15 protein-coding genes and 1 pseudogene are annotated in these 17,702 nt (G+C 70.7%); 7 read left to right on the top strand and 9 right to left on the bottom strand.

The annotated features are described in order from the left end of the window. Positions 1-822: a serine hydrolase gene (locus ABD289_RS15170; protein WP_344132149.1), complete on the bottom strand. Its 822-nt coding sequence runs from the start codon at positions 820-822 to the stop codon at positions 1-3. Positions 823-900: 78 nt separating this feature from the next. On the opposite strand from ABD289_RS15170, the gene ABD289_RS15165 reads away from it, so the two are divergent. After that, a complete protein-coding gene (locus tag ABD289_RS15165) occupies positions 901-1,746 on the top strand; it encodes a hypothetical protein (RefSeq protein WP_344132146.1) in 846 nt (281 codons plus the stop codon). 4 nt (positions 1,747-1,750) lie between these two features. Here the strand turns inward: ABD289_RS15165 and ABD289_RS15160 are convergent, their stop codons facing one another. The 3 genes and pseudogenes from ABD289_RS15160 to ABD289_RS15150 form a co-directional block, all read right to left on the bottom strand. Further along, a complete protein-coding gene (locus ABD289_RS15160) occupies positions 1,751-2,233 on the bottom strand; it encodes a hypothetical protein (protein WP_344132143.1) in 483 nt (160 codons plus the stop codon). Between the two features lie 73 nt (positions 2,234-2,306). Next, a pseudogene (locus ABD289_RS15155) lies at positions 2,307-2,486 on the bottom strand (ornithine cyclodeaminase family protein); the annotation flags it as partial. Between the two features lie 91 nt (positions 2,487-2,577). Beyond that, the gene (locus ABD289_RS15150) at positions 2,578-2,787 is read right to left on the bottom strand and encodes a hypothetical protein (RefSeq protein WP_344132140.1); all 210 of its coding nucleotides are present in this window, start codon (positions 2,785-2,787) and stop codon (positions 2,578-2,580) included. A gap of 105 nt (positions 2,788-2,892) precedes the next feature. Here ABD289_RS15150 and ABD289_RS15145 point away from each other — a divergent pair, with 105 nt between their 5' ends. From ABD289_RS15145 to ABD289_RS15120, 6 genes are all read left to right on the top strand, one after another. After that, positions 2,893-4,473 (top strand): aldehyde dehydrogenase family protein, encoded by a 1,581-nt coding sequence (locus ABD289_RS15145; protein ID WP_344132135.1) that lies wholly within the window; start codon positions 2,893-2,895, stop codon positions 4,471-4,473. Further along, entirely contained in the window at positions 4,473-5,618 is a 1,146-nt protein-coding gene (locus ABD289_RS15140; RefSeq protein WP_344132132.1) for an NAD(P)/FAD-dependent oxidoreductase, read from the top strand. Before ABD289_RS15145 ends, ABD289_RS15140 begins: the two co-directional genes overlap by 1 nt. A 167-nt stretch (positions 5,619-5,785) precedes the next feature. Further along, a complete protein-coding gene (locus ABD289_RS15135) occupies positions 5,786-6,943 on the top strand; it encodes a Glu/Leu/Phe/Val family dehydrogenase (RefSeq protein ID WP_344132129.1) in 1,158 nt (385 codons plus the stop codon). A gap of 10 nt (positions 6,944-6,953) precedes the next feature. After that, positions 6,954-7,865 carry a LysR family transcriptional regulator gene (locus tag ABD289_RS15130; RefSeq protein WP_344132126.1) on the top strand — a complete coding sequence of 304 codons (912 nt, stop codon included), beginning with the start codon at positions 6,954-6,956 and terminating at the stop codon, positions 7,863-7,865. Beyond that, positions 7,866-10,031, top strand: coding sequence for a thiamine pyrophosphate-dependent enzyme (locus ABD289_RS15125; protein WP_344132123.1), 2,166 nt, complete (start codon positions 7,866-7,868; stop codon positions 10,029-10,031). Positions 10,032-10,134: 103 nt separating this feature from the next. Beyond that, positions 10,135-11,352 (top strand): cation:proton antiporter, encoded by a 1,218-nt coding sequence (locus ABD289_RS15120; protein WP_344132120.1) that lies wholly within the window; start codon positions 10,135-10,137, stop codon positions 11,350-11,352. A 121-nt stretch (positions 11,353-11,473) separates the two neighbouring features. Here the strand turns inward: ABD289_RS15120 and ABD289_RS15115 are convergent, their stop codons facing one another. The 5 genes from ABD289_RS15115 to ABD289_RS25450 form a co-directional block, all read right to left on the bottom strand. Continuing rightward, the gene (locus ABD289_RS15115; protein ID WP_344132117.1) at positions 11,474-12,868 is read right to left on the bottom strand and encodes an FAD-binding oxidoreductase; all 1,395 of its coding nucleotides are present in this window, start codon (positions 12,866-12,868) and stop codon (positions 11,474-11,476) included. A gap of 120 nt (positions 12,869-12,988) precedes the next feature. After that, positions 12,989-14,446 (bottom strand): carboxylesterase/lipase family protein, encoded by a 1,458-nt coding sequence (locus ABD289_RS15110; protein WP_344132114.1) that lies wholly within the window; start codon positions 14,444-14,446, stop codon positions 12,989-12,991. A 58-nt stretch (positions 14,447-14,504) separates the two neighbouring features. Then, complete coding sequence (locus ABD289_RS15105; RefSeq protein WP_344132111.1) at positions 14,505-15,845, bottom strand: wax ester/triacylglycerol synthase family O-acyltransferase; 1,341 nt, start codon at positions 15,843-15,845, stop codon at positions 14,505-14,507. 597 nt (positions 15,846-16,442) lie between these two features. Beyond that, entirely contained in the window at positions 16,443-17,333 is an 891-nt protein-coding gene (locus ABD289_RS15100) for a mycobacterial-type methylenetetrahydrofolate reductase (protein WP_344132108.1), read from the bottom strand. A gap of 308 nt (positions 17,334-17,641) precedes the next feature. Further along, positions 17,642-17,702 (bottom strand): adenosylhomocysteinase (locus tag ABD289_RS25450; protein ID WP_486374880.1); only part of this gene is annotated, 61 nt, incomplete at its 5' end.

The raw sequence follows: 17,702 nt of genomic DNA, 5'->3' as shown, positions 1-17,702 counted from the left end.
TCAGCCACCGGTGGCTTCGCCGGAGGTCAAGGCGTGCCAAGACGCTCGTCCGACTGCTGAGATCGCCTCCGCTCCGGGACCGCCCCGGTAGCCCTTGGTGGAGATCGGGTCGGTGAGCTCGTCGACCAGCACGGCCACGACGACCTCGGGCCGTGCTCGGCCGAGCAGGGCGACGTCGTGGCGCAGCCCCTTGATCTCGCCGGTCTTGTTCCAGAACCGGGCTCGTTCCGGGAGCAGGGCGGGCAGCCGATCGATGACCTGCTGCCGGGCCAGCACGTCGAGCGCGTGCGCGGTGAGCTCCGGCGGGAGCGCCTCGCCCTCGGCCAGCGCGGACATCGCCCGCGCCTGGTCGAGGGCGGTGGTGCGCAGCGCACCGGGCGCGTCGACATCGCCGATGTGCCGCTCGACCCGGGTCGCCCGGCAGCCCAGGTCGGCCGCGCAGTCGGCGACGGGTTCGAATCCGACCCGGTCGATGACGGCGTTGGTGGCCGCGTTGTCGCTGATCACGATCATCAGGTTGATCAGGTCCCGCAGCGACGTCCGGGAGACGCTGGGCAGCTCGGGCAGGATCCCGGTTCCCCCGGTGCGCTGCTGCGGCAGCTCCACCCACTCGTCCAGATCGAGACGGCCGTCGCGCACCGCGCGCAACGCCGCGATCATGACCATCACCTTGATGGTGCTGGCCGAGTGCACCGGCTGCTCGGCACCCCGCAGCACCGATTCCCGCTCGGTGAGGTGCCAGGTCGCGATACCCACCCGGCCGGGCAACCGGATGCCTTCCAGTTCCTGCTCGAAACGTGCTGCGTAACCCACTGAGTCCATCCCTTCCACCGCGGCGCGCGAGAACCATAGCTTCGAAGCCGCCGCATGGCCCGACACCGGTTTGACAGACTGTTCCGCGTGCGCCCACGGATGTCACGTCTGGACCGAACCACTCGTCTGTTCTGGCGCTTCAGCGGCAGACCCGTCGATCTCGCCGGCGCCCACCGCTGGCTGGACGCGCCGATGCACGACAGCCCCCGCATCGGCGAAGGCTGGCTACCCGAGTCGGCCGCCGGAGACGGCGCGCTCCGCGAAGGATCGGCCGCAGGTCTGCTGGCCGACTTCTCGCACCTGGACGGGCCGGGTTTCCGGGCGAGCGACCTGCACCGGTCGATCCGGGACTTCTACGAACGCACGTCCGCCTGGGGCATGGAGGTGTGGACCCAGTGGCACCCGCTATTCCAACCGGCGGGCGAGCTGGTCTCCCGGCTGTTCGGGCGTCGCGTGCAGCAGCTCGCGTTGCCGACCCGCCCGCTCGAGGTCGCCCGGGGCATGGACAGCAAGGTGGTTCCGATCATCGGTCCCGGCGGCGACCAGCAGGCCGCCGGGTGGATCCGCAAACTGCGCTCGACCGGTGAGTACGTATTCAGCGGCCGCTACTCGACGAGGGTGTTGCCAGACGCGGAGAGCCCCAGCGTGCACGTGACGTTCCCGCTCGAATCCGGCAACCTGCAAGTGTTCCTCCGGCCCACCGCGCTGTCCGACGGTTCGCTCGAACTGCGCTCGCCGGCAGGTGGTTTCGGCGACAACGGCGCCTACGTTGTGGTCGAGGACGGCGGGCGCGCGTTCGCCGCCCGCGTCCCGCTGCACGAGGTCTTCCACGTCCACCTCGACGAGCGCGCAACGCTGCGCACCGACCACCGCCTCAGCCTGTGGTCGGCTCCGGTGGTGCGACTGCACTACAAGCTCTTCGAGAACCCGTGAGCTCTCAAAGCCCGCCGAGGACGGCGAGGGCCGCGGCGGCGTCCTGGACGCCGATGCCGACGGAGTTGTAGAAGACCAGGTCGCCGTTCCCCCGCCTGCCCTCGGACTCGTTCACCAGTACCGAGCCGAGGTCGGCCAAGTCGGCTCGCCGCACCGAACCGTCCGCGAGGGCGGTCATGATCGGTCCGGCGTGCTCGGCCGCCGTGCCGACGTCGTCGACGACGACCGAGTCGGCGCGCCGCAGCAGTTCGGCGTCCACCTCGCACCGGTGCGGTTCGAAGCTGCCGACGCTGACCGCGGTCGCACCCGCGGCGAGGTCCGCTGTGGGCACGACCGGCGTCTCGCTGAGCGTGCAGGCCGCGACGAGCGGAGCGTCCCGCACCGCCTCCCGCGCGCTCGTCGCGGGCCGCACGTCCAGCCCGAGTTCCTCGGTCAGCTCCGTGGCCGCGCGCTCGCGCCTGCCCGCGTCGCGGCTGTGCAAGCGCACCGAGCGCAGCCCCCCGCACCCGAGCGATCGCCCGCACGTGCGCCCGCGCCTGCACTCCCGAGCCCAGCACCGCCAGCTCGTCGGCCGAGGTCGGGGCCAGCGCGTCGATGGCGACCGCGCTGGCCGCGGCCGTGCGCAGCTCGGTCAGCGCCGTGGCGGCCATCGTGGCCACCGGCAGACCGGTTTCGGCATCCAGCGCGAGCACCGTCGCGGAGATCGCCGGGAGCCCGCGACCGGTGTTGCCGGGATGCACCGACACCAGCTTGCTCACCGCGCCGTGCCGGGGCGGCAACAGGCGCGAGAGTTGACGTCCTCCCCGCCCTGAAGGGCAAAGCACTAGCCGTTCAATCCCGGTAGGACAGCACCGTGTTGTCCCCGGTTCGGATGGCGGTCTTGGCGGCCCGCCGGGCCTCGCCGCGGCCAAGGGATTCGAAGGCCAGGCGCTGCGAGGCGATCGCGGCATCGCCGTCCAGTGCCGCGAGCGCGTCGGCGTCGCTGTAGAAAGTCCATGCGGCCGCAGGGTACCGACGGTGATCGACATCGAGCGAAAACATCGCTGATGCTCAGAGCGACGAGAAATCACTCTTCTGATCCTCGGCTTGTAGCCGCTCGGCGTTCTACGGTGATCCCAGCGTGGTCATTCGAGCAGGAAGAGGTGCATGTCGGTGCAGTCGACGTTGAGCTCCGTGATCGGACCGGACTCCCCACCGCGGACCGACGGAGGGGGCCAATACCTCTCGAAGAACCCCGCGAACCTGGACGACGTGGTCGCCGAGGTCGAGCTGGGCACGCCCGAGACCCTGGCAAGCGCGGCCGAGCAGGCGCAGCGTGCGCAACGCGAGTGGGCGCAGCTCCCCGCGCCGGTGCGCGGGCGGGTCATCGCCGGGCTGGGCAGGCTGGTGGAGTCCAACAAGGAGTCCCTGGCTCGCCTGGTCACCCGCGAGATCGGCAAGCCCTACACCGAGGCCCTCGGCGAGGTTCAGGAGATCATCGACACCTGCGACTTCTTCCTCGGCGAGGGCCGCAGGCTCTACGGGCAGACCGTGCCTTCCGAGATGCCGGACAAGCAGCTGTTCACCTTCCGGGTCCCGGTCGGCGTGGCGGCGATCATCACCGCCGGGAACTTCCCGGTCGCCGTGCCGTCCTGGTATCTGGTCCCCGCGCTGCTGTGCGGTAACGCGGTGGTCTGGAAGCCCGCCGAGTACGCCGCGGGCGCCGCGCGGGCGGTGGCCGAGATGGCTTGGAAGGCGGGCGTTCCCAAGGGCGTGCTCAACCTCGTCTACGCCGATGGCGAGGCCACCTTCGAGGGCCTCGAGCGGGCTCTCGAAGCGGGCACGGTCAACAAGGTCGGCTTCACCGGGTCGAGCGCGGTGGGCAAGCGGGTGGGTGAGCTGTGCGGGCGCCACCTGCAGAACCCGTGCCTGGAGCTGGGCGGCAAGAACCCGATGGTCGTGGCCGCGGACGCCGATCTCGACCTGGCCGTGGAGGGCGCGCTGTTCTCCGGCTGGGGCACCGCCGGGCAGCGCTGCACCTCGCTGGGCAACCTGATCGTGCACCGCGACATCCACGAGGAGTTCGTCAACCGGTTGGACAACGCCCTGCGCGCGGCCACCGTCGGCGATCCCGGCGGCGACGTGCTCTACGGCCCGATGCTCGACCAGAAGTTCGCCGACAACTTCGACTCGATCCTCGGCACCCTGCAGCCGCACCACCGGACGCTCGGTTCGGACTCGGTCGGCCGCATCTCGGAATCCGCCCCGCGCAAAGGTTTCCAAGGAGATCCGGCGAGCGGGCTGTTCTACCACCCGGTGCTGGTCGACGGGATGCGCACCGATGACCACATCTTCGGCAACGAGACCTTCGGGCCCATCGTCGGCGTCACCACGTACGAGACCCTCGACGAGGCGATCGAGCTCGGCAACGCACCGGGCTACGGCCTGTCCGCGGCCGTCTACACCACCGACCCGTCCACCGCGTTCCGCTTCCGGCAGGGCATCGGGGCGGGCATGGTCAGCGTGAACAACTCGACCTCGGGCGCCGAGGCGCACCTGCCGTTCGGCGGCAACGGCAAGTCCGGCAACGGCGGCAGGTTGTCCGGGATGTGGGTGCTCGACCAGTTCACCCGCTGGCAGTCGTTGAACTGGGACTTCTCCGGCAAGCTGCAGAAGGCCCAGATGGACGTCGACACGGTGGAGCCGGAGCTGGACTACCGGCTGCCGCCGGAACTCGGCGGGCGCTGATGCTGCCGCCCGCAGCGGACGTGGTGATCATCGGCGGTGGGGCGATCGGCGTGAGCAGCGCCTTCCACCTCGCCGAGGCCGGCGTGCAGGTGCTGCTGCTGGAGCGCGACGAGCTCGGCTCCGGCAGCAGCAGCAAGGCCGCGGGCGGTGTCCGGGAGACCTTCTCGGACCCGGTCAACATCGAGCTCGGGCGGCGCAGCCTGCGGGCCTTCGAGCGGTTCGGCGACCGGCCCGGCGGCGAGATCGACCTGAAGCAGTACGGCTACCTGTACCTGCTGTCCGATCCGGACGACGTGGCGTCCTTCGAATCCTGCGTGGCCCTGCAGAACTCGATGGGAGTTCCCAGCCGCATGCTCACGCCGTCCGAGGCGTGCGAGCTGTCCCCGCTGGCGGTTCCGGACGGTCTGCTGGCGGCGGCCTTCTCCCCCACCGACGGCCATTGCACACCGGAAGCCGTGGTGCAGGGCTACGCCCGCGCCGCACGCGAACACGGCGCGGTGCTGCGCCGGGGCTGTCCGGTCACCGGCGTCGAACGCGCCGGGACCGAGATCACCGGGGTGCGCACCTCCGAAGGAGTGGTGCGCACCCGCACGGTGATCTGCGCGGCGGGCGCGTGGTCGGCGGCGGTCGGCGAGTTCGTCGGTATCGACCTGCCCGTCCGGCCGCTGCGCAGGCAGATCCTGGTCACCGAACCCCTTCCGGATCGGCCACCGCGCATCCCGTTCACCATCGACTTCGCCACCGGTTTCTACTTCCACGAGGAGGGCCCTGGCCTGCTGATCGGCATGTCCGATCCGGACGAGGAGTTCGGTTTCCACCTGGGCACCGACGACCGCTGGCTGGAGCGGCTATCCGGTGCTGTCGAGCAGCGGGCTCCCCGGCTCGCCGATACCGGCATCGCCCACGGCTGGGCCGGGCTCTACGAGATCACCCCGGACCACAACGCGCTGATCGGCGAGGCCCGCGGACCGAACCGCTTCCTCTACGCGACCGGCTTCTCCGGGCACGGGTTCCTGCAGAGCCCGGCGATCGGCGAGGTGATGCGCGATCTGGTGCTGGACCGCGAGCCGGTCGTCGACGTCTCGGGCCTGGACGTGCGCAGGTTCGACAACTCCGAGGCCCGCCCCGAGCGCAACTGCGTCTGAGGACTGCGCGGAAGCGTGCTCGCGCGGCGCTCCGCGGCCCGAAACGGCTTCTACCGCAGCGTCTTCCGACAACTTCAGAATCCGGTTCGGTCCCAGTCCGCGACGCGCACCGGTGCCGCTACCCGCACGCACGACGAGCTCGGCGACGAGCGCTGGAGGGAACATCCGTGGTTGATCCGTTGCAGGAGATCGACGAGTGGGGACCTGAGAAGGTCGTGTGCGTGTCCGACTCGCGCACCGGAATGCGCGGCGTGCTGGTCATCGACAACACCGCCCGGGGCACCGCCAAGGGCGGCACCCGGATGGCCCCGACGGTCACCGTCGGCGAGATCGCCCGCCTGGCGCGGGTGATGACGTGGAAGTGGGCGGCGGTCGACCTCTTCCACGGCGGGGCCAAGGCGGGCATCGTCGCCGACCCGGGCGCACTTGACAAGGAGGCCGTGGTGCGGGCTTTCGCGCGCCGCCTGGCCGATCAGATCCCGGCCAGCTACGTGGCGGGGCTGGACATGGGCATCACCGAGCACGACGCGGCGATCATCCAGGACGAGCTGTCCGATCGCGGAGCCGCGGTGGGAGTGCCGGAGGCCCTCGGCGGCGTGCCCTACGACCAGCTGGGCGTCACCGGACACGGCGTGGCCGAAGCCGCGCTCGCCGCCCTGGAGCGCACCGGCAGGCCGGTCAGCGGCGCCCGGATCGCGGTGCAGGGCTTCGGCGCGGTGGGCGCGGCGGCTGCTGCCCGGCTGGACGAACTGGGCGCTCGACTCGTCGCGCTGTCCACCACGGCGGGCTCCGTGCACGATCCCGGCGGGCTGGACGTACCCGCCTGGCTGGCGGCACATCGCGAGATCGGCGACGAATGCGTGGCCGAAGCTCCTCCCGCGCAACAGATCCCGCACGGCTCCGAACTCGAGGTCGACTGCGACGTGTTGATCCCGGCCGCCCGCCAAGACGTCATCGACGAGCAGGTGGCCGCGCGGATCAAGGCCGATCTCATCGTGGAAGGCGCCAACCTGCCCACCCTTCCGGGCGCTCGCGCGTTGCTCGACGAGCGCGGGGTGCAGCTCGTGCCGGACTTCATCGCCAACGCGGGCGGCGCGATCGCGGCGGGATTCGCGATGGACGCGCGGCATTCCGCCTTCCGGCCCGAGCCCGATCGCATCCTCGCGGAGGTGGCGTCCCGGACCAGGCGCAACACGCTGCTGGTGCTCGAAACCGCCGCCTCCTCCGGTGTTCTGCCGCACGCTGCCGCGCTGGAGCTGGCCAAGGACCGGGTGCGCACCGCGATGCGGCTGCGCGGGCGGCTGCCCGCGGCCACGTGCGCCTGAAGGGGGCGGCGTGCTCAACCCCATCCACCTGAGAACTCTGCAGGAGTGCGTGCGCACCGGTTCGTTCGCCGACGCGGGCCGCGCCCTGGGCTACACGGCCTCGGCGGTGTCCCAGCAGATGGTGCTGCTGGAAAGAGCGATCGGCGCGCCGCTTTTCGAGCGATCCGCGCGCAGCGCCCGCAGTACCGCGCTGGCGGTGCGGTTGGCCGAGCGCAGCCGGGATGCGCTGGGCGCGCTGGAGTCCCTGGAACGCGAGGTGCGCGCGATGGTGGCGGGCGAGGAGGGCAGTCTCCGGCTGGCCTCGTTCGCCACGGCCAACGCCAGGGTGCTGCCGGAGGTCCTGGCCGCGGTGATCTCGCAACGCCCCAGCGCCGAGGTGCAGCTCGACGAGGGCGAGCCGGACGAGGTCATCGACGGCGTGCTCGAAGGCGCGCTGGATGCTGCGGTGGTCTTCGAGTACGACCTGGACCCGCGCCAGTGGCCCGTCGATCTCTGCGTGCAGGAACTGCTGGCCGAGCCGCTTCGCCTGGCGCTGCCCGGGACGCATCCGCTGGCCGGTTGCGCGGAAGTCGACCTGCACCGCTTGGCCGGGGACAACTGGATCTGCACCCGCCAGGACACCGCGGGCGCCCGCTCGCTGGTGCGGCTGACCGCCGCTGCCGGTTTCGTTCCGCAGATCACCTTCCGCAGCAACGACTACTCGGTGATCCGGGACCTGGTGGCGCGGGATCTCGGCGTCGCGGTCCTGCCGGGCCTGGCGATCCCGGACGACCGGGTGCGGGTGGTCCGCATCGCCGGCTGGCAACCGCACCGGCGGGTGAAGGTCCTGCACCGCAAGCAGAACACCAATCCACTGCTACCGATCGCGCTGGAACAGCTGACGAAGTCCTGCGCGACGGTGGCCGACGCCTGGGAGGGCTGAGTGGGCGAGCCGGTAGACGACCACTTCCGGGAGGCGCTGGCCGGTTGGACACCGGGTACTGCCCGCGATCCGCGGGCGGCGGAGCTGCTGTCCCTGTTCGACTCCCAAGCCGGTAGCAGGCATCTCGACTTCCAGGCCCGCGACCTGGGCAAGCGAGGGCTGGGCTTCTACAGCATCGGCTCCAGCGGCCACGAGTCGAACGCCGCGGTCGCCGAGGCGCTGCGCCCGACCGATCCGGCGCTGCTGCACTACCGCTCCGGTGGGTTCTACGTGCACCGGGCGCAGCAGGTGCCGGGCGTCGACCCGCTGCGCGACGTGCTGCTGGGAGTGGTGGCCTCGGCCGAGGAACCGATCTCGGCCGGGCGGCACAAGGTCTTCGGCAACGCGGCCCTGTCGGTGATCCCGCAGACCTCGACCATCGCCTCGCACCTGCCCCGCGCGGTCGGGCTGGCGTTCGCGCTGGAGCGCGCGGAGCGGCTGGGCATCGCGGCGGAATGGCCCGCCGACGCGGTGGTGATGTGCAGCTTCGGCGATGCCTCCGCCAATCACTCCACCACGACCGGCGCGATCAACTCCGCGCTGCACTGCGCCTTCCAGGGCTTGCCGATGCCGCTGCTGCTGGTCTGCGAGGACAACGGGATCGGCATCAGCGTGCGCACGCCGACCGGCTGGATCGAAACCGCCTACGGCGATCGCCCCGGCCTGGAGTACATCTCCGCCGACGGTGCCGATCCGCTGGAATGCCTGGAGGCGTCGCGGCGAGCCGCCGACCGGGTTCGCGAGCGACGGGTGCCCGTGCTGCTGCACCTGCGCACCGTCCGGCTGATGGGTCATGCCGGCTCGGACGTGGAATCCGCCTACCGCTCGCGCACCGAGATCACCGCCGACCACGCCCGCGATCCGCTGCTGGCGACGGCGAGGGCCCTGGTGGATCACGCGATCCTGACACCGCAGCAGGTGCTGGACCGCTACGACGCCAAGCGAGCGGAGGTCGCCGAACGAGCCGAGGAGGCGCTGCGGCACCGCAAGCTGGGCAGCGCCCGCGAGGTGATGTCGGCGATCCACCGGCACTCCCCCGATGCGATCGCCGCGCGCACCGCCGAGGTCCCGCCGAATCGCGCCGAGACCTTCGAGACCGCACCGGAATCGGAAGGCCCGCTGACCTTGGCGCAGGCGCTCAACCGCTCGCTGGCCGAGGAGCTCGGCCGCGACCGGAGCGCGCTGGTCTTCGGCGAGGACGTCGCGCGCAAGGGCGGTGTGTACGGCGTGACCCGCGGGTTGCGCAAGAAGTTCGGCGGCACCCGGGTCTTCGACACGCTGCTCGACGAGCAGAGCATCCTCGGCACCGCCCTGGGCGCGGGCTTGGCGGGGCTGCTGCCGATCCCGGAGATCCAGTACCTGGCCTACCTGCACAACGCGGCCGATCAGCTCCGCGGCGAGGGCAGCACGCTGAGCTTCTTCTCCAACGGCCGCTACGCCAACCCGATGGTCGTGCGGATCGCTTCCTACGGTTACCAGAAGGGCTTCGGCGGGCACTTCCACAACGATGACAGCGTGGCCGCCCTGCGCGACCTCCCCGGCGTCGTGCTGGCCTCCCCTTCGCGCCCGGACGATGCCGCGTCGATGCTGCGCACCTGCGCGGCGGCCGCGCGCGAGGACGGCAGGCTGTGCGCGTTCCTCGAGCCCATCGCGCTGTACCACACGCGTGATCTGCACGAACCCGGCGATGAGGGATGGCTCGCCCGCTACCCCGCACCCGGCGAGCACCACGTCCCGATCGGTCGCGCGCGGCTGCACGGCAACGGCAACGACCTCGTGCTGGTGACCTTCGGCAACGGCGTTCCGATGAGCCTGCGGGTGGCCGAGCGGTTGCGGCGCAACGGCATCGGCGCCCGCGTGCTGGACCTGCGCTGGCTCGCACCGCTCCCGGCCGAGGACGTCCTGCGGGCGGCTGCGGCGACCGGCAAGGTGCTGGTGGTCGACGAGACCCGCCGCAGCGGCGGCGTGTCCGAATCCGTGGTCACCGCCCTGGTCGACGGCGGATTCCGCGGCGACATCGCTCGTGTCACCAGCGAGGACAGCTTCATCCCGCTCGGCGCGGCGGCCTACCACGTGCTGCTCGACGAGGACACGATCGAGACCGCCGCGCTCGATCTGGTCACCTGACCGGTAGCTCGGCGCGGTGCTGATCGGCCCCAGGTGCTGGCCCGGCGGCCGGTCACCGCCGCGCCGAGTTGCCCCGGCTACCGGCACGGCCTAGACACGATCCATGTCGCAGCACGGGACGCTCATCCTGATCATGGCCATCGCCGTCCTCGCCCCGCTGCTCGCCTACGGCACCGGCCGGTGGCTTCCGGTCCCGATCGTCGTCTTCGAGATCCTGCTCGGCGTCCTCATCGGACCGGACGTGCTCGGCTGGACGCAGCGCAACGAGGTCATCGACGTGCTCGCCGATCTCGGCCTGACCATGCTGATCTTCCTCGCCGGTTACGAGATCGACTTCGCGGCGGTGCGCGGCGCGACGCTGCGCCGCTCGATCATCGCCTGGGTGCTGTCGCTGGCCGTCGGACTCGGCATAGCCCTCGTTCTCACCGGCGCGCAGCTGAACCCGAGCTTCGTGATCGGCACCGCGCTGACCAGCACCGCCCTGGGCGCGGTCCTGCCGATGCTGCGCGATTCGGGCCAATTGCACGGCCGGTTCGGCACCGCGGTCCTGGCCTTCGGGGCGGTCGGCGAGTTCGGCCCCGTCATCGCCATCACGCTGCTGCTCAGCGGTCGCGATCCCGGTACGTCCACCGTGCTGCTGATCGCCTTCGCCGCCGTGACCGCCGCGGCGGTGTTCTGGGCGCTGCGCCCCCGCCCTCCGTGGTTCTCCCGACTGGTCGCCACCACGCTGCACAGCAGCGGTCAGTTCGCGATCCGGTTCGTCATGCTGGTGCTGGCGGCCATGCTGGGCCTGTCCAGCGCGTTCGGGCTCGACACCCTGCTCGGGGCGTTCGCGGCCGGCGTCCTCATCCGGCTGGTGCTGCGCGGGTCGTCCCCGGACGACAGCACCGAGGTCCTCGGGCGGATCGAGGCGTTGGGGTTCGGCTTCCTGGTCCCGCTGTTCTACGTCGTCACCGGCATCGAGTTCGATCTCGAAGCCCTGCGGGCCGACCCCCGAGCGCTCCTCCTGCTGCCCGCGTTCCTGCTGCTGTTCCTGCTCGTGCGCGGACTTCCCGCGTTCCTGCTCGCACCGCCAGACCTGCATCGCCGCGACCGAGCGGCCCTGGCCTGCTACGGCTCGACCTGCCTGCCGCTGGTCGTGGCCATCACGACCATCGGGCTCGACGACAGGACCGTCGAGCCCGCGGTAGCGGCTGCACTGGTCGGCGCGGCGATGCTGTCCGTGCTCGGCTTTCCGCTGCTCGCCCGCGCACTGCGCTCGCCGGGCGAGCAGACGCGCACCGCCCGGCCGCGCTTCGACGAGGAGGCCGAGTCCTGGTGATCCGCAGGGCTCGCGATCGGGAAGTCCGGGTCGGGCGAGTCGGGGTCGGGCGAGTCGACCAGGTTCAGCAGCGTCCGGAGCGCGGTCGCATCGCCGTCCAGCTCGGCGTTTGCGGGACTCCTCAGGACTCGGGAGTGCCGAAGACCTTGCCCGGATTGAAGATTCCGGCCTCGTCCAGGGCGTTCTTGATGTCGTGGTGCATCGAGACGACCTTGGAGCTGAGCTCGGAGTGCAAACCCTTGCGCTTGAGCAGGCCGACGCCGTGCTCACCGGTGACGGTGCCCCCGAGCGCGATGGCATCGGCGACGATGTCGTCGAACGCGGCCTGCGCGCGCTCGCGCGCGTCGTCGTCGCCGGGCGGGGTGATGATCAGCGGGTGCAGGTTGCCGTCCCCGGCGTGCGCGATGTTGGCGATCTGCGTGTCGTGCCGCTGCGCGGCGGCTTCGATCCGGCCGAGCATCTCGGGCACCTCGGCGCGCGGCACGCACACGTCCTCGGTCAGCACCGGCCCCAACCGCTCCAGCGCGGGATAGGCCAGCCGCCGCGCGGCGAACAGCGCATCGGCTTCCTGCTGGTCGGTCGAACGCGCGCTCCAGGTGGCCCCGCCGCGCTCGAAGCAGTCGAGCAGCGCGTCGACCTCCTGCTCGCCCGCCTGTCCCGGGCTGTCCGAACGCCCCAGCAGCAGGACGCTGGCCTCGGCCGACAGGCCCATGTTCTTCCACTCGTCCACCGCGCGCAGGCAGTGCTGATCGAGCAGTTCCAGCGCGGAGGGCACCACCCCGGCCGCGGCCACGTTCGCGACCGCTTCTCCGGCCTCGCCCAGCGAGTCGAAGTAGCCCACCACGGTGCGCTCCGGGGCGCGCTGCCCGGGCAGCAGCTTCACGGTGATCTCGGTGACCACGCCCAGGGTTCCCTCGGAGCCGACGAAAAGCCCGCACAGGTCGTAGCCCGCGACGCCCTTCGCGGTCCGGCGGCCCAGCCGCACCACCTCACCGGCTCCGACCACGGCCTCGATCCCGAGCACGTAGTCGCGGGTCACGCCGTACTTCACGCAGCACACCCCGCCCGCGTTGGTCGCGACGTTGCCGCCGATGGTCGACCAGGGCGAGCTCGCCGGGTCCGGCGGGTACCAGGCGCCGCGCTCGCGGCACGCGGCGCGCAGATCGTCGTTGATCACGCCCGGCTGCACCACGGCGAGCTGCTCGCGGGGATTGATCTCCAGGATCTCGTTCATGCCCTCCAGGGAGATCAGCACGCAGCCGTCGATGGCGTTGGCCCCACCGGACAGCCCGGTTCCCGCGCCGCGCGGAACCACCGGCACGCCGTGCTCGGCGCAGATGCGCACCACTGCCACGACGTCCTCGGTGCTCCGGGCGCGCACCACGGCGAGCGGTTTGCCGTAGGGCGCCCATTCCGCGTCGTCGTGGGCGAATCGCTCGGTGGAGTCCGGATCGGTCACCAGCACCGTCTCGTCCAGCTCGGCCCGCAGCGCCGAGAGTGCCGCGTTTCCCGCCATCTGAAACCTCCATCCCGCGAAACCACTCTCACGCTAACCGCTCGAGCACCGTCCAGGACGACCGGTCGGCCCACGCGCTCGCAGCGCGCGGGTCGGCCCCGTTCCCGCGGGAGGCGGCCCTCAACGCCCCGGGAAGTGCGCGGACCAGATCTCGCGGGAGGAGGCGATCGGGTCCTCGACGACGTCGACGGGCGTGTCGAAGATCCGGGTCTTGCGGTCGCTGCGCTGGTAGGCGGGCCAGCCCGGATCGCCGGTGGCGGCGAAGGAGACCCAGGCCTCGCGCACCGCACCGGAGAGCTCGTCGAACTCGGCGGGAGTGTCCCCGATCAAGGCCTTGATCAGGTCGCCGTCCGAGTTGCCGAAGGCGAACGGGATGTCCAGGCCGTGGCAGGCCCCCAGCGCGCCGTCGCGCTGCGGGCTCTCCCAGGTGAACTCGTACAGGAAGCTGCGGGCTCCGGCGGCGGCGTGCGCCTCGGCCGTCCACACCGCCGGCATCCGGAACAGCTGGTCGCTGAACAGGATCGTGTGCAGTTCGGCATCGCTGATCCCGGGATGGGCCGCGCGGTAGTCGGCGAGCAGATCTGCGGGCAGCCGCAGCCCTTCGGCCAGCTGTTCCGGATCGCGCGCCTCGGTGGGCAGGTCCACGGTGAACAGCGTGGCCTCGTCCCGGTTGAACCCCGTGATCAGATCGACCGCGGGTGCCGCGCCGTTGCGCAGCGCGGCCCACGGTGGTTCGGAGAGAACTTCGCCGTCGAAGACCACCCCGTACGGCGTGCCGTTGGTCCAGGAGGCCCGGTCGCGGTTCATCTCGACCTGGGCTCGTTGCTGGGCGGCGTGCAGGTCCTCGGGCGCGGTGTCGACCAGCCCAGCGGTGGTGGCGGGCACGCCGAGCGATCCGGTGATCAGCTCGCCCACCTTCCGGGACTCGTCCTCCGCCAGGTACATCGCGGCCGGGCTCTGCGCGATGGCCCGGCGGAACAGCCCGCGCCGTCCGGACCCGGCGACCAGTGCCGACACGGACACCGCACCGGCGGACTCGCCGAAGATCGTGACGTTGTCCGGGTTGCCGCCGAACGAGATGATGTTGTCGCGCACCCAGTGCAACGCGGCCAGCTGATCCAGGATGCCGCGGTTGCTCGGCGCGTCCTCCACCCAGCCGAAGCCCTCGTAGCCGACGCGGTAGTTGACCGTGACCACCACGACACCGGCCTTGGCGAGGTTCGTGCCGTCGTAACCGCTGTCGGAACTGCTGCCCGCGAGGTAGGCGCCGCCGTGGAACCACACCAGCACCGGGAGGTGCCCGCCGCGATCCGGCGTCCACACGTTCACGGTCAGGCAGTCCGGATCGTCGCCCGGCTGCCAGGAAGGGCGCAGCCCCGGCATCATCGCGGGTTGCGGAACCGAGGCGCTGGGCCTCGTCGCATCGCGCAGCCCGTCCCAGCGCCGCGGCGCGGCCGGGGCCTGGAACCGGCGCGGGCCCTCCAAGGAGGCGGCGTACGGAATGCCCTTGAAGGACAGGACTTCACCATCTGAGCTGCCTTGCACCGCGCCGTGCTCGGTGCGAACCACACGATCCATGCCCCCATATAACCACCGGAATCGCGGCTGGGCCGTTCCATCGATCGAAACCATGCGCTCACGCCCCGTGATCGAGTTCGGCGACCGCCTGCGGCAGCGCCTCGCTGAGCTTCTCCAGATCGGGCAACGCCGCCCGATTGGCCTGCACCCCGATGTGCACGGTGTCGCGGAACTGCGACACCGCGATGGACAGCGCGTGCCCGGCCGCCAGCGGCGCCACCGGGTACAGCTCGGCGACCTCCGCGCCGTCCAGGGCGACGGGCAGCCTCGGCAGCGGCACGTTGGTGACCATGGTGTCGAACAGCAGCTGCGCGCCCTGGCCCGCGACGGGGGTGGCGACCTGGTGCAGCAGCTGCGGCAACCGACCGGCCAGCACTGGGAACGCGCCCGGTCCGCGCAACGGGCCGTTGCGCTTGTTGCGAGTCATCGCGGCCCGGATGGCCTGCAGCCGGGTCGCCGGGTCCGGATCGGCGACCGGTAGCTCGCACAGGTAGCCGGATAGCTGGTTGCCCCCGTCGACCTGCTTGCGCGCGCGCCTGCAAACCGGGATCAGCGCCCGCGCGGGCACCTCGCCGACCTGCTGTCCGCGAGCGTCCAGCCAGCGGCGCAGCGCGCCGGTGATCACGGCCAGCACCACGTCGTTGGTCGTGCCGCCGTGCTTGGCGCGGACGCGGCGGACGTCGGCGAGATCGATGGGCACCAGCGCCAACCTGCGCGCCCCCGAGGAGCCGGCGTGCAGGGGCGAGCGCTGCACCGGCATCCGCACGTTGCGCACCACCGACGCCGCGATGCCCAGGCTCTCGGTCGAGCTGGACAACGTCTCGCGCAGCGTGCCGAGCCATCGGCTCGGGTTTCGCACCAGGCCGACTGCCTCCGCCAGCGGGTTGCGCAACGGGACGTCGTCGTCATCGGTGAGCTCGGTGTAGCCGTCGAACAGCCGCAGCCCGACCTGGACCGCGTCCCGGCCGTCGGCCAGCGCGTGGTGGAACTTCAGCACGATCGCGAACCGGTTCTCGGCCAGGCCGGTGATCAGGTGCAGCTCCCACAGCGGCCGGTCTCGGTCGAGCGGTTCGGCGACCAGTTCGGAGACCAGCGCGGCGAGCTCCTCGCGTCCTCCCGGGGAGGGCACGTGGTGCTCGTACACGTGATCGGCGGCGTTGAAGTCGCCGGATTCGCGCCAATGCGGTTGCACCCAGGACGTCTCGAGCCGCATCCGCAACCGCCCGATGCGGGCGGCGCGCTCGGCGAGCAACCCGCGCAACCGCTCACGATCGACGGGCTCGTCGGCGCGGAAGACCGATACCGCACCGACGTGCATCGGCGCCGTATCGCGCTCCATGCACAGGAAGGCCCAGTCGAGGGCGCTCAGTTCACTTCTCCGCGGCGTGCGCACGGTCATCGCATTCCCCGTTGATGACGAATTTGTCCGTTGTGTTGCCTACCGGTTTCCGAATCAATTTCGCGACACGTTCGGACTAAGCACGATTTCGTTACGCTACCGAAACGGGAAACCGCCCCAGGTGAACCGGATGTGGCTGGAAGCAGGAGCATCGGCGCGTTTCCTTCCGGCGCACGTACGGGTCGGGGCGGATGCGACTTCGCCGCGGTGGCAACGTTTCCGGGCCCCGGCGCACCGCGACCCCTCGCATCCGGTGCACCGTTGCACAATTCGTCAGCTTACCGGGTTCATGGCGCATCGACCTTAGCGAAGAAGGGATCGCTTGGAAACGACCACCAACACGCGCGCCAAAACACATTCGGGTGGATACAACTGCGTTCAGTGCCAATTCCGCCGGTACTGATCACCCGAAAGAACGCACGTCCGTCCGGGATGCCCGACTCCGCCAGCCGGGCCGATGACAGCCCGCACAGGTTACCAACGCCAACCAGCACCGGTTTCTCACTCGAACGCTAGACACCGCGCACAGCACGAGGCCCCGTCACCGCGGGCGCGGTGACGGGGCCTCGTGATTCCCAGCCAGGGAAAGGATCAGCTCTAGCTCTTCTTGCCCGGCTCCCAGTAGTCGAGCATGGCGGCGAAGGTCTCGAACGCCGGCTTGTTGTAGCCGTACGGGGCCTCCAGGTGGATGCTGATCGGGAAGTCGAGGTCGGCGACCCCGTCGATCACGCGCTTGTAGAGATCCACCACCGCGTTCTTGCGGCCCTCGAAGTCGAGCTCCGCGGTCTTGGCGACGAACTCCTGCTCGGCGGCCACGGCCTCGTTGCCCGGGTCCTGGATGAGCCACTGGATCAGCTTCTTGCTCTTCTCCACGCCCGGGATGAACCCGAAGGACAGCAGGATCTCCGGGCGGTGCGGCGTGGTGCGCGCGAACTCCCGGAGGAAGTCCACGATCGCCGTCGAGTGCAGCAGCTGCGTCATGCCGTAGGTGGCGCCGCGCTCGCACTTGAATCCGAAGCGCCCCTGCTCCCCCTCGCGGGTGGGGATCAGGATGGAGCCGCGGTGCGGCACGACGTCCTGGAACTTGGTCAGGGCGTCGACGGGCGGCACACCGGGGGCGTCGCCGTCGGCCATGGTGCGCGGGACACCGACGAAGGCGATGCCGTCCATGTCGGCGTTGCGCAGGTCCTGCAGCCGTTCGCTCAGGGCCTGCTCGTCGTGGAAGGCGGTGACCTGCGTGCACAGGCCGCGCATGTCGCCGAGCTCGGTCCGGATGGCCCGCCAGTAGTCGATGGTGTCCAGCTTGGGCCGGTAGTCGACGGGACGGTCGGCGTCCTCCTGGATGATCCCGGGGATCATCGCGTGTCCGATGCGGCCGGTCAGCCCGAACTCGCGGCTGAGCTCGGCGATCTCACGCCCTTCTTCAACGGCCCTCTGCACACCGCCGTCGAGGTCGGGCGGAACCAGTTCGAGTGCGATGGTGTTCATGTCGGCCTCAGGTATTCCTTCTGTCGACTTCGGTCACCGCAGCGCTCGATAGATACGCCTGCGAACCTGCACTTTCGGCAGGGACCGGATTTCTTCACTTGAGAAGGGGAATCTTTCGGCGAGAAAGATGAATCGTCGTCCGCTCGGCAAGCGAAAGGCGCGGCCGAGAGCAATGTTCCGGACGAACGCGCTGCGGTACTTCGTGTATCCCGGAGACCGCGCCACCGCAGGGAAATGCTGCGGTTCCGGGGCGGGTGACCGCCACCCGAAGGCGGCGGCCACCCCGGAACGAATCCGTTACCGAAGGATCAGTAGCGGTAGTGCTCGGGCTTGTACGGGCCCTCGACGTCCACACCGATGTACTCGGCC

Source organism: Saccharopolyspora halophila, from assembly GCF_039531955.1.
Classification (GTDB): domain Bacteria; phylum Actinomycetota; class Actinomycetes; order Mycobacteriales; family Pseudonocardiaceae; genus Saccharopolyspora; species Saccharopolyspora halophila.
Note: the sequence above shows the minus strand (reverse complement) of the source record. Positions and strands in the feature narration are given on the sequence as shown.

Coding starts and splice junctions, on each gene's coding strand:
- ABD289_RS15170 (WP_344132149.1), bottom strand. CDS start 822: ATGGACTCAGTGGGTTACGCAGCACGTTTCGAGCAGGAACTGGAAGGC.
- ABD289_RS15115 (WP_344132117.1), bottom strand. CDS start 12,868: ATGGCGGGAAACGCGGCACTCTCGGCGCTGCGGGCCGAGCTGGACGAG.
- ABD289_RS15100 (WP_344132108.1), bottom strand. CDS start 17,333: ATGAACACCATCGCACTCGAACTGGTTCCGCCCGACCTCGACGGCGGT.
- ABD289_RS15145 (WP_344132135.1), top strand. CDS start 2,893: ATGTCGGTGCAGTCGACGTTGAGCTCCGTGATCGGACCGGACTCCCCA.
- ABD289_RS15105 (WP_344132111.1), bottom strand. CDS start 15,845: ATGACCGTGCGCACGCCGCGGAGAAGTGAACTGAGCGCCCTCGACTGG.
- ABD289_RS15110 (WP_344132114.1), bottom strand. CDS start 14,446: ATGGATCGTGTGGTTCGCACCGAGCACGGCGCGGTGCAAGGCAGCTCA.
- ABD289_RS15140 (WP_344132132.1), top strand. CDS start 4,473: ATGCTGCCGCCCGCAGCGGACGTGGTGATCATCGGCGGTGGGGCGATC.
- ABD289_RS15120 (WP_344132120.1), top strand. CDS start 10,135: ATGTCGCAGCACGGGACGCTCATCCTGATCATGGCCATCGCCGTCCTC.
- ABD289_RS15150 (WP_344132140.1), bottom strand. CDS start 2,787: ATGTTTTCGCTCGATGTCGATCACCGTCGGTACCCTGCGGCCGCATGG.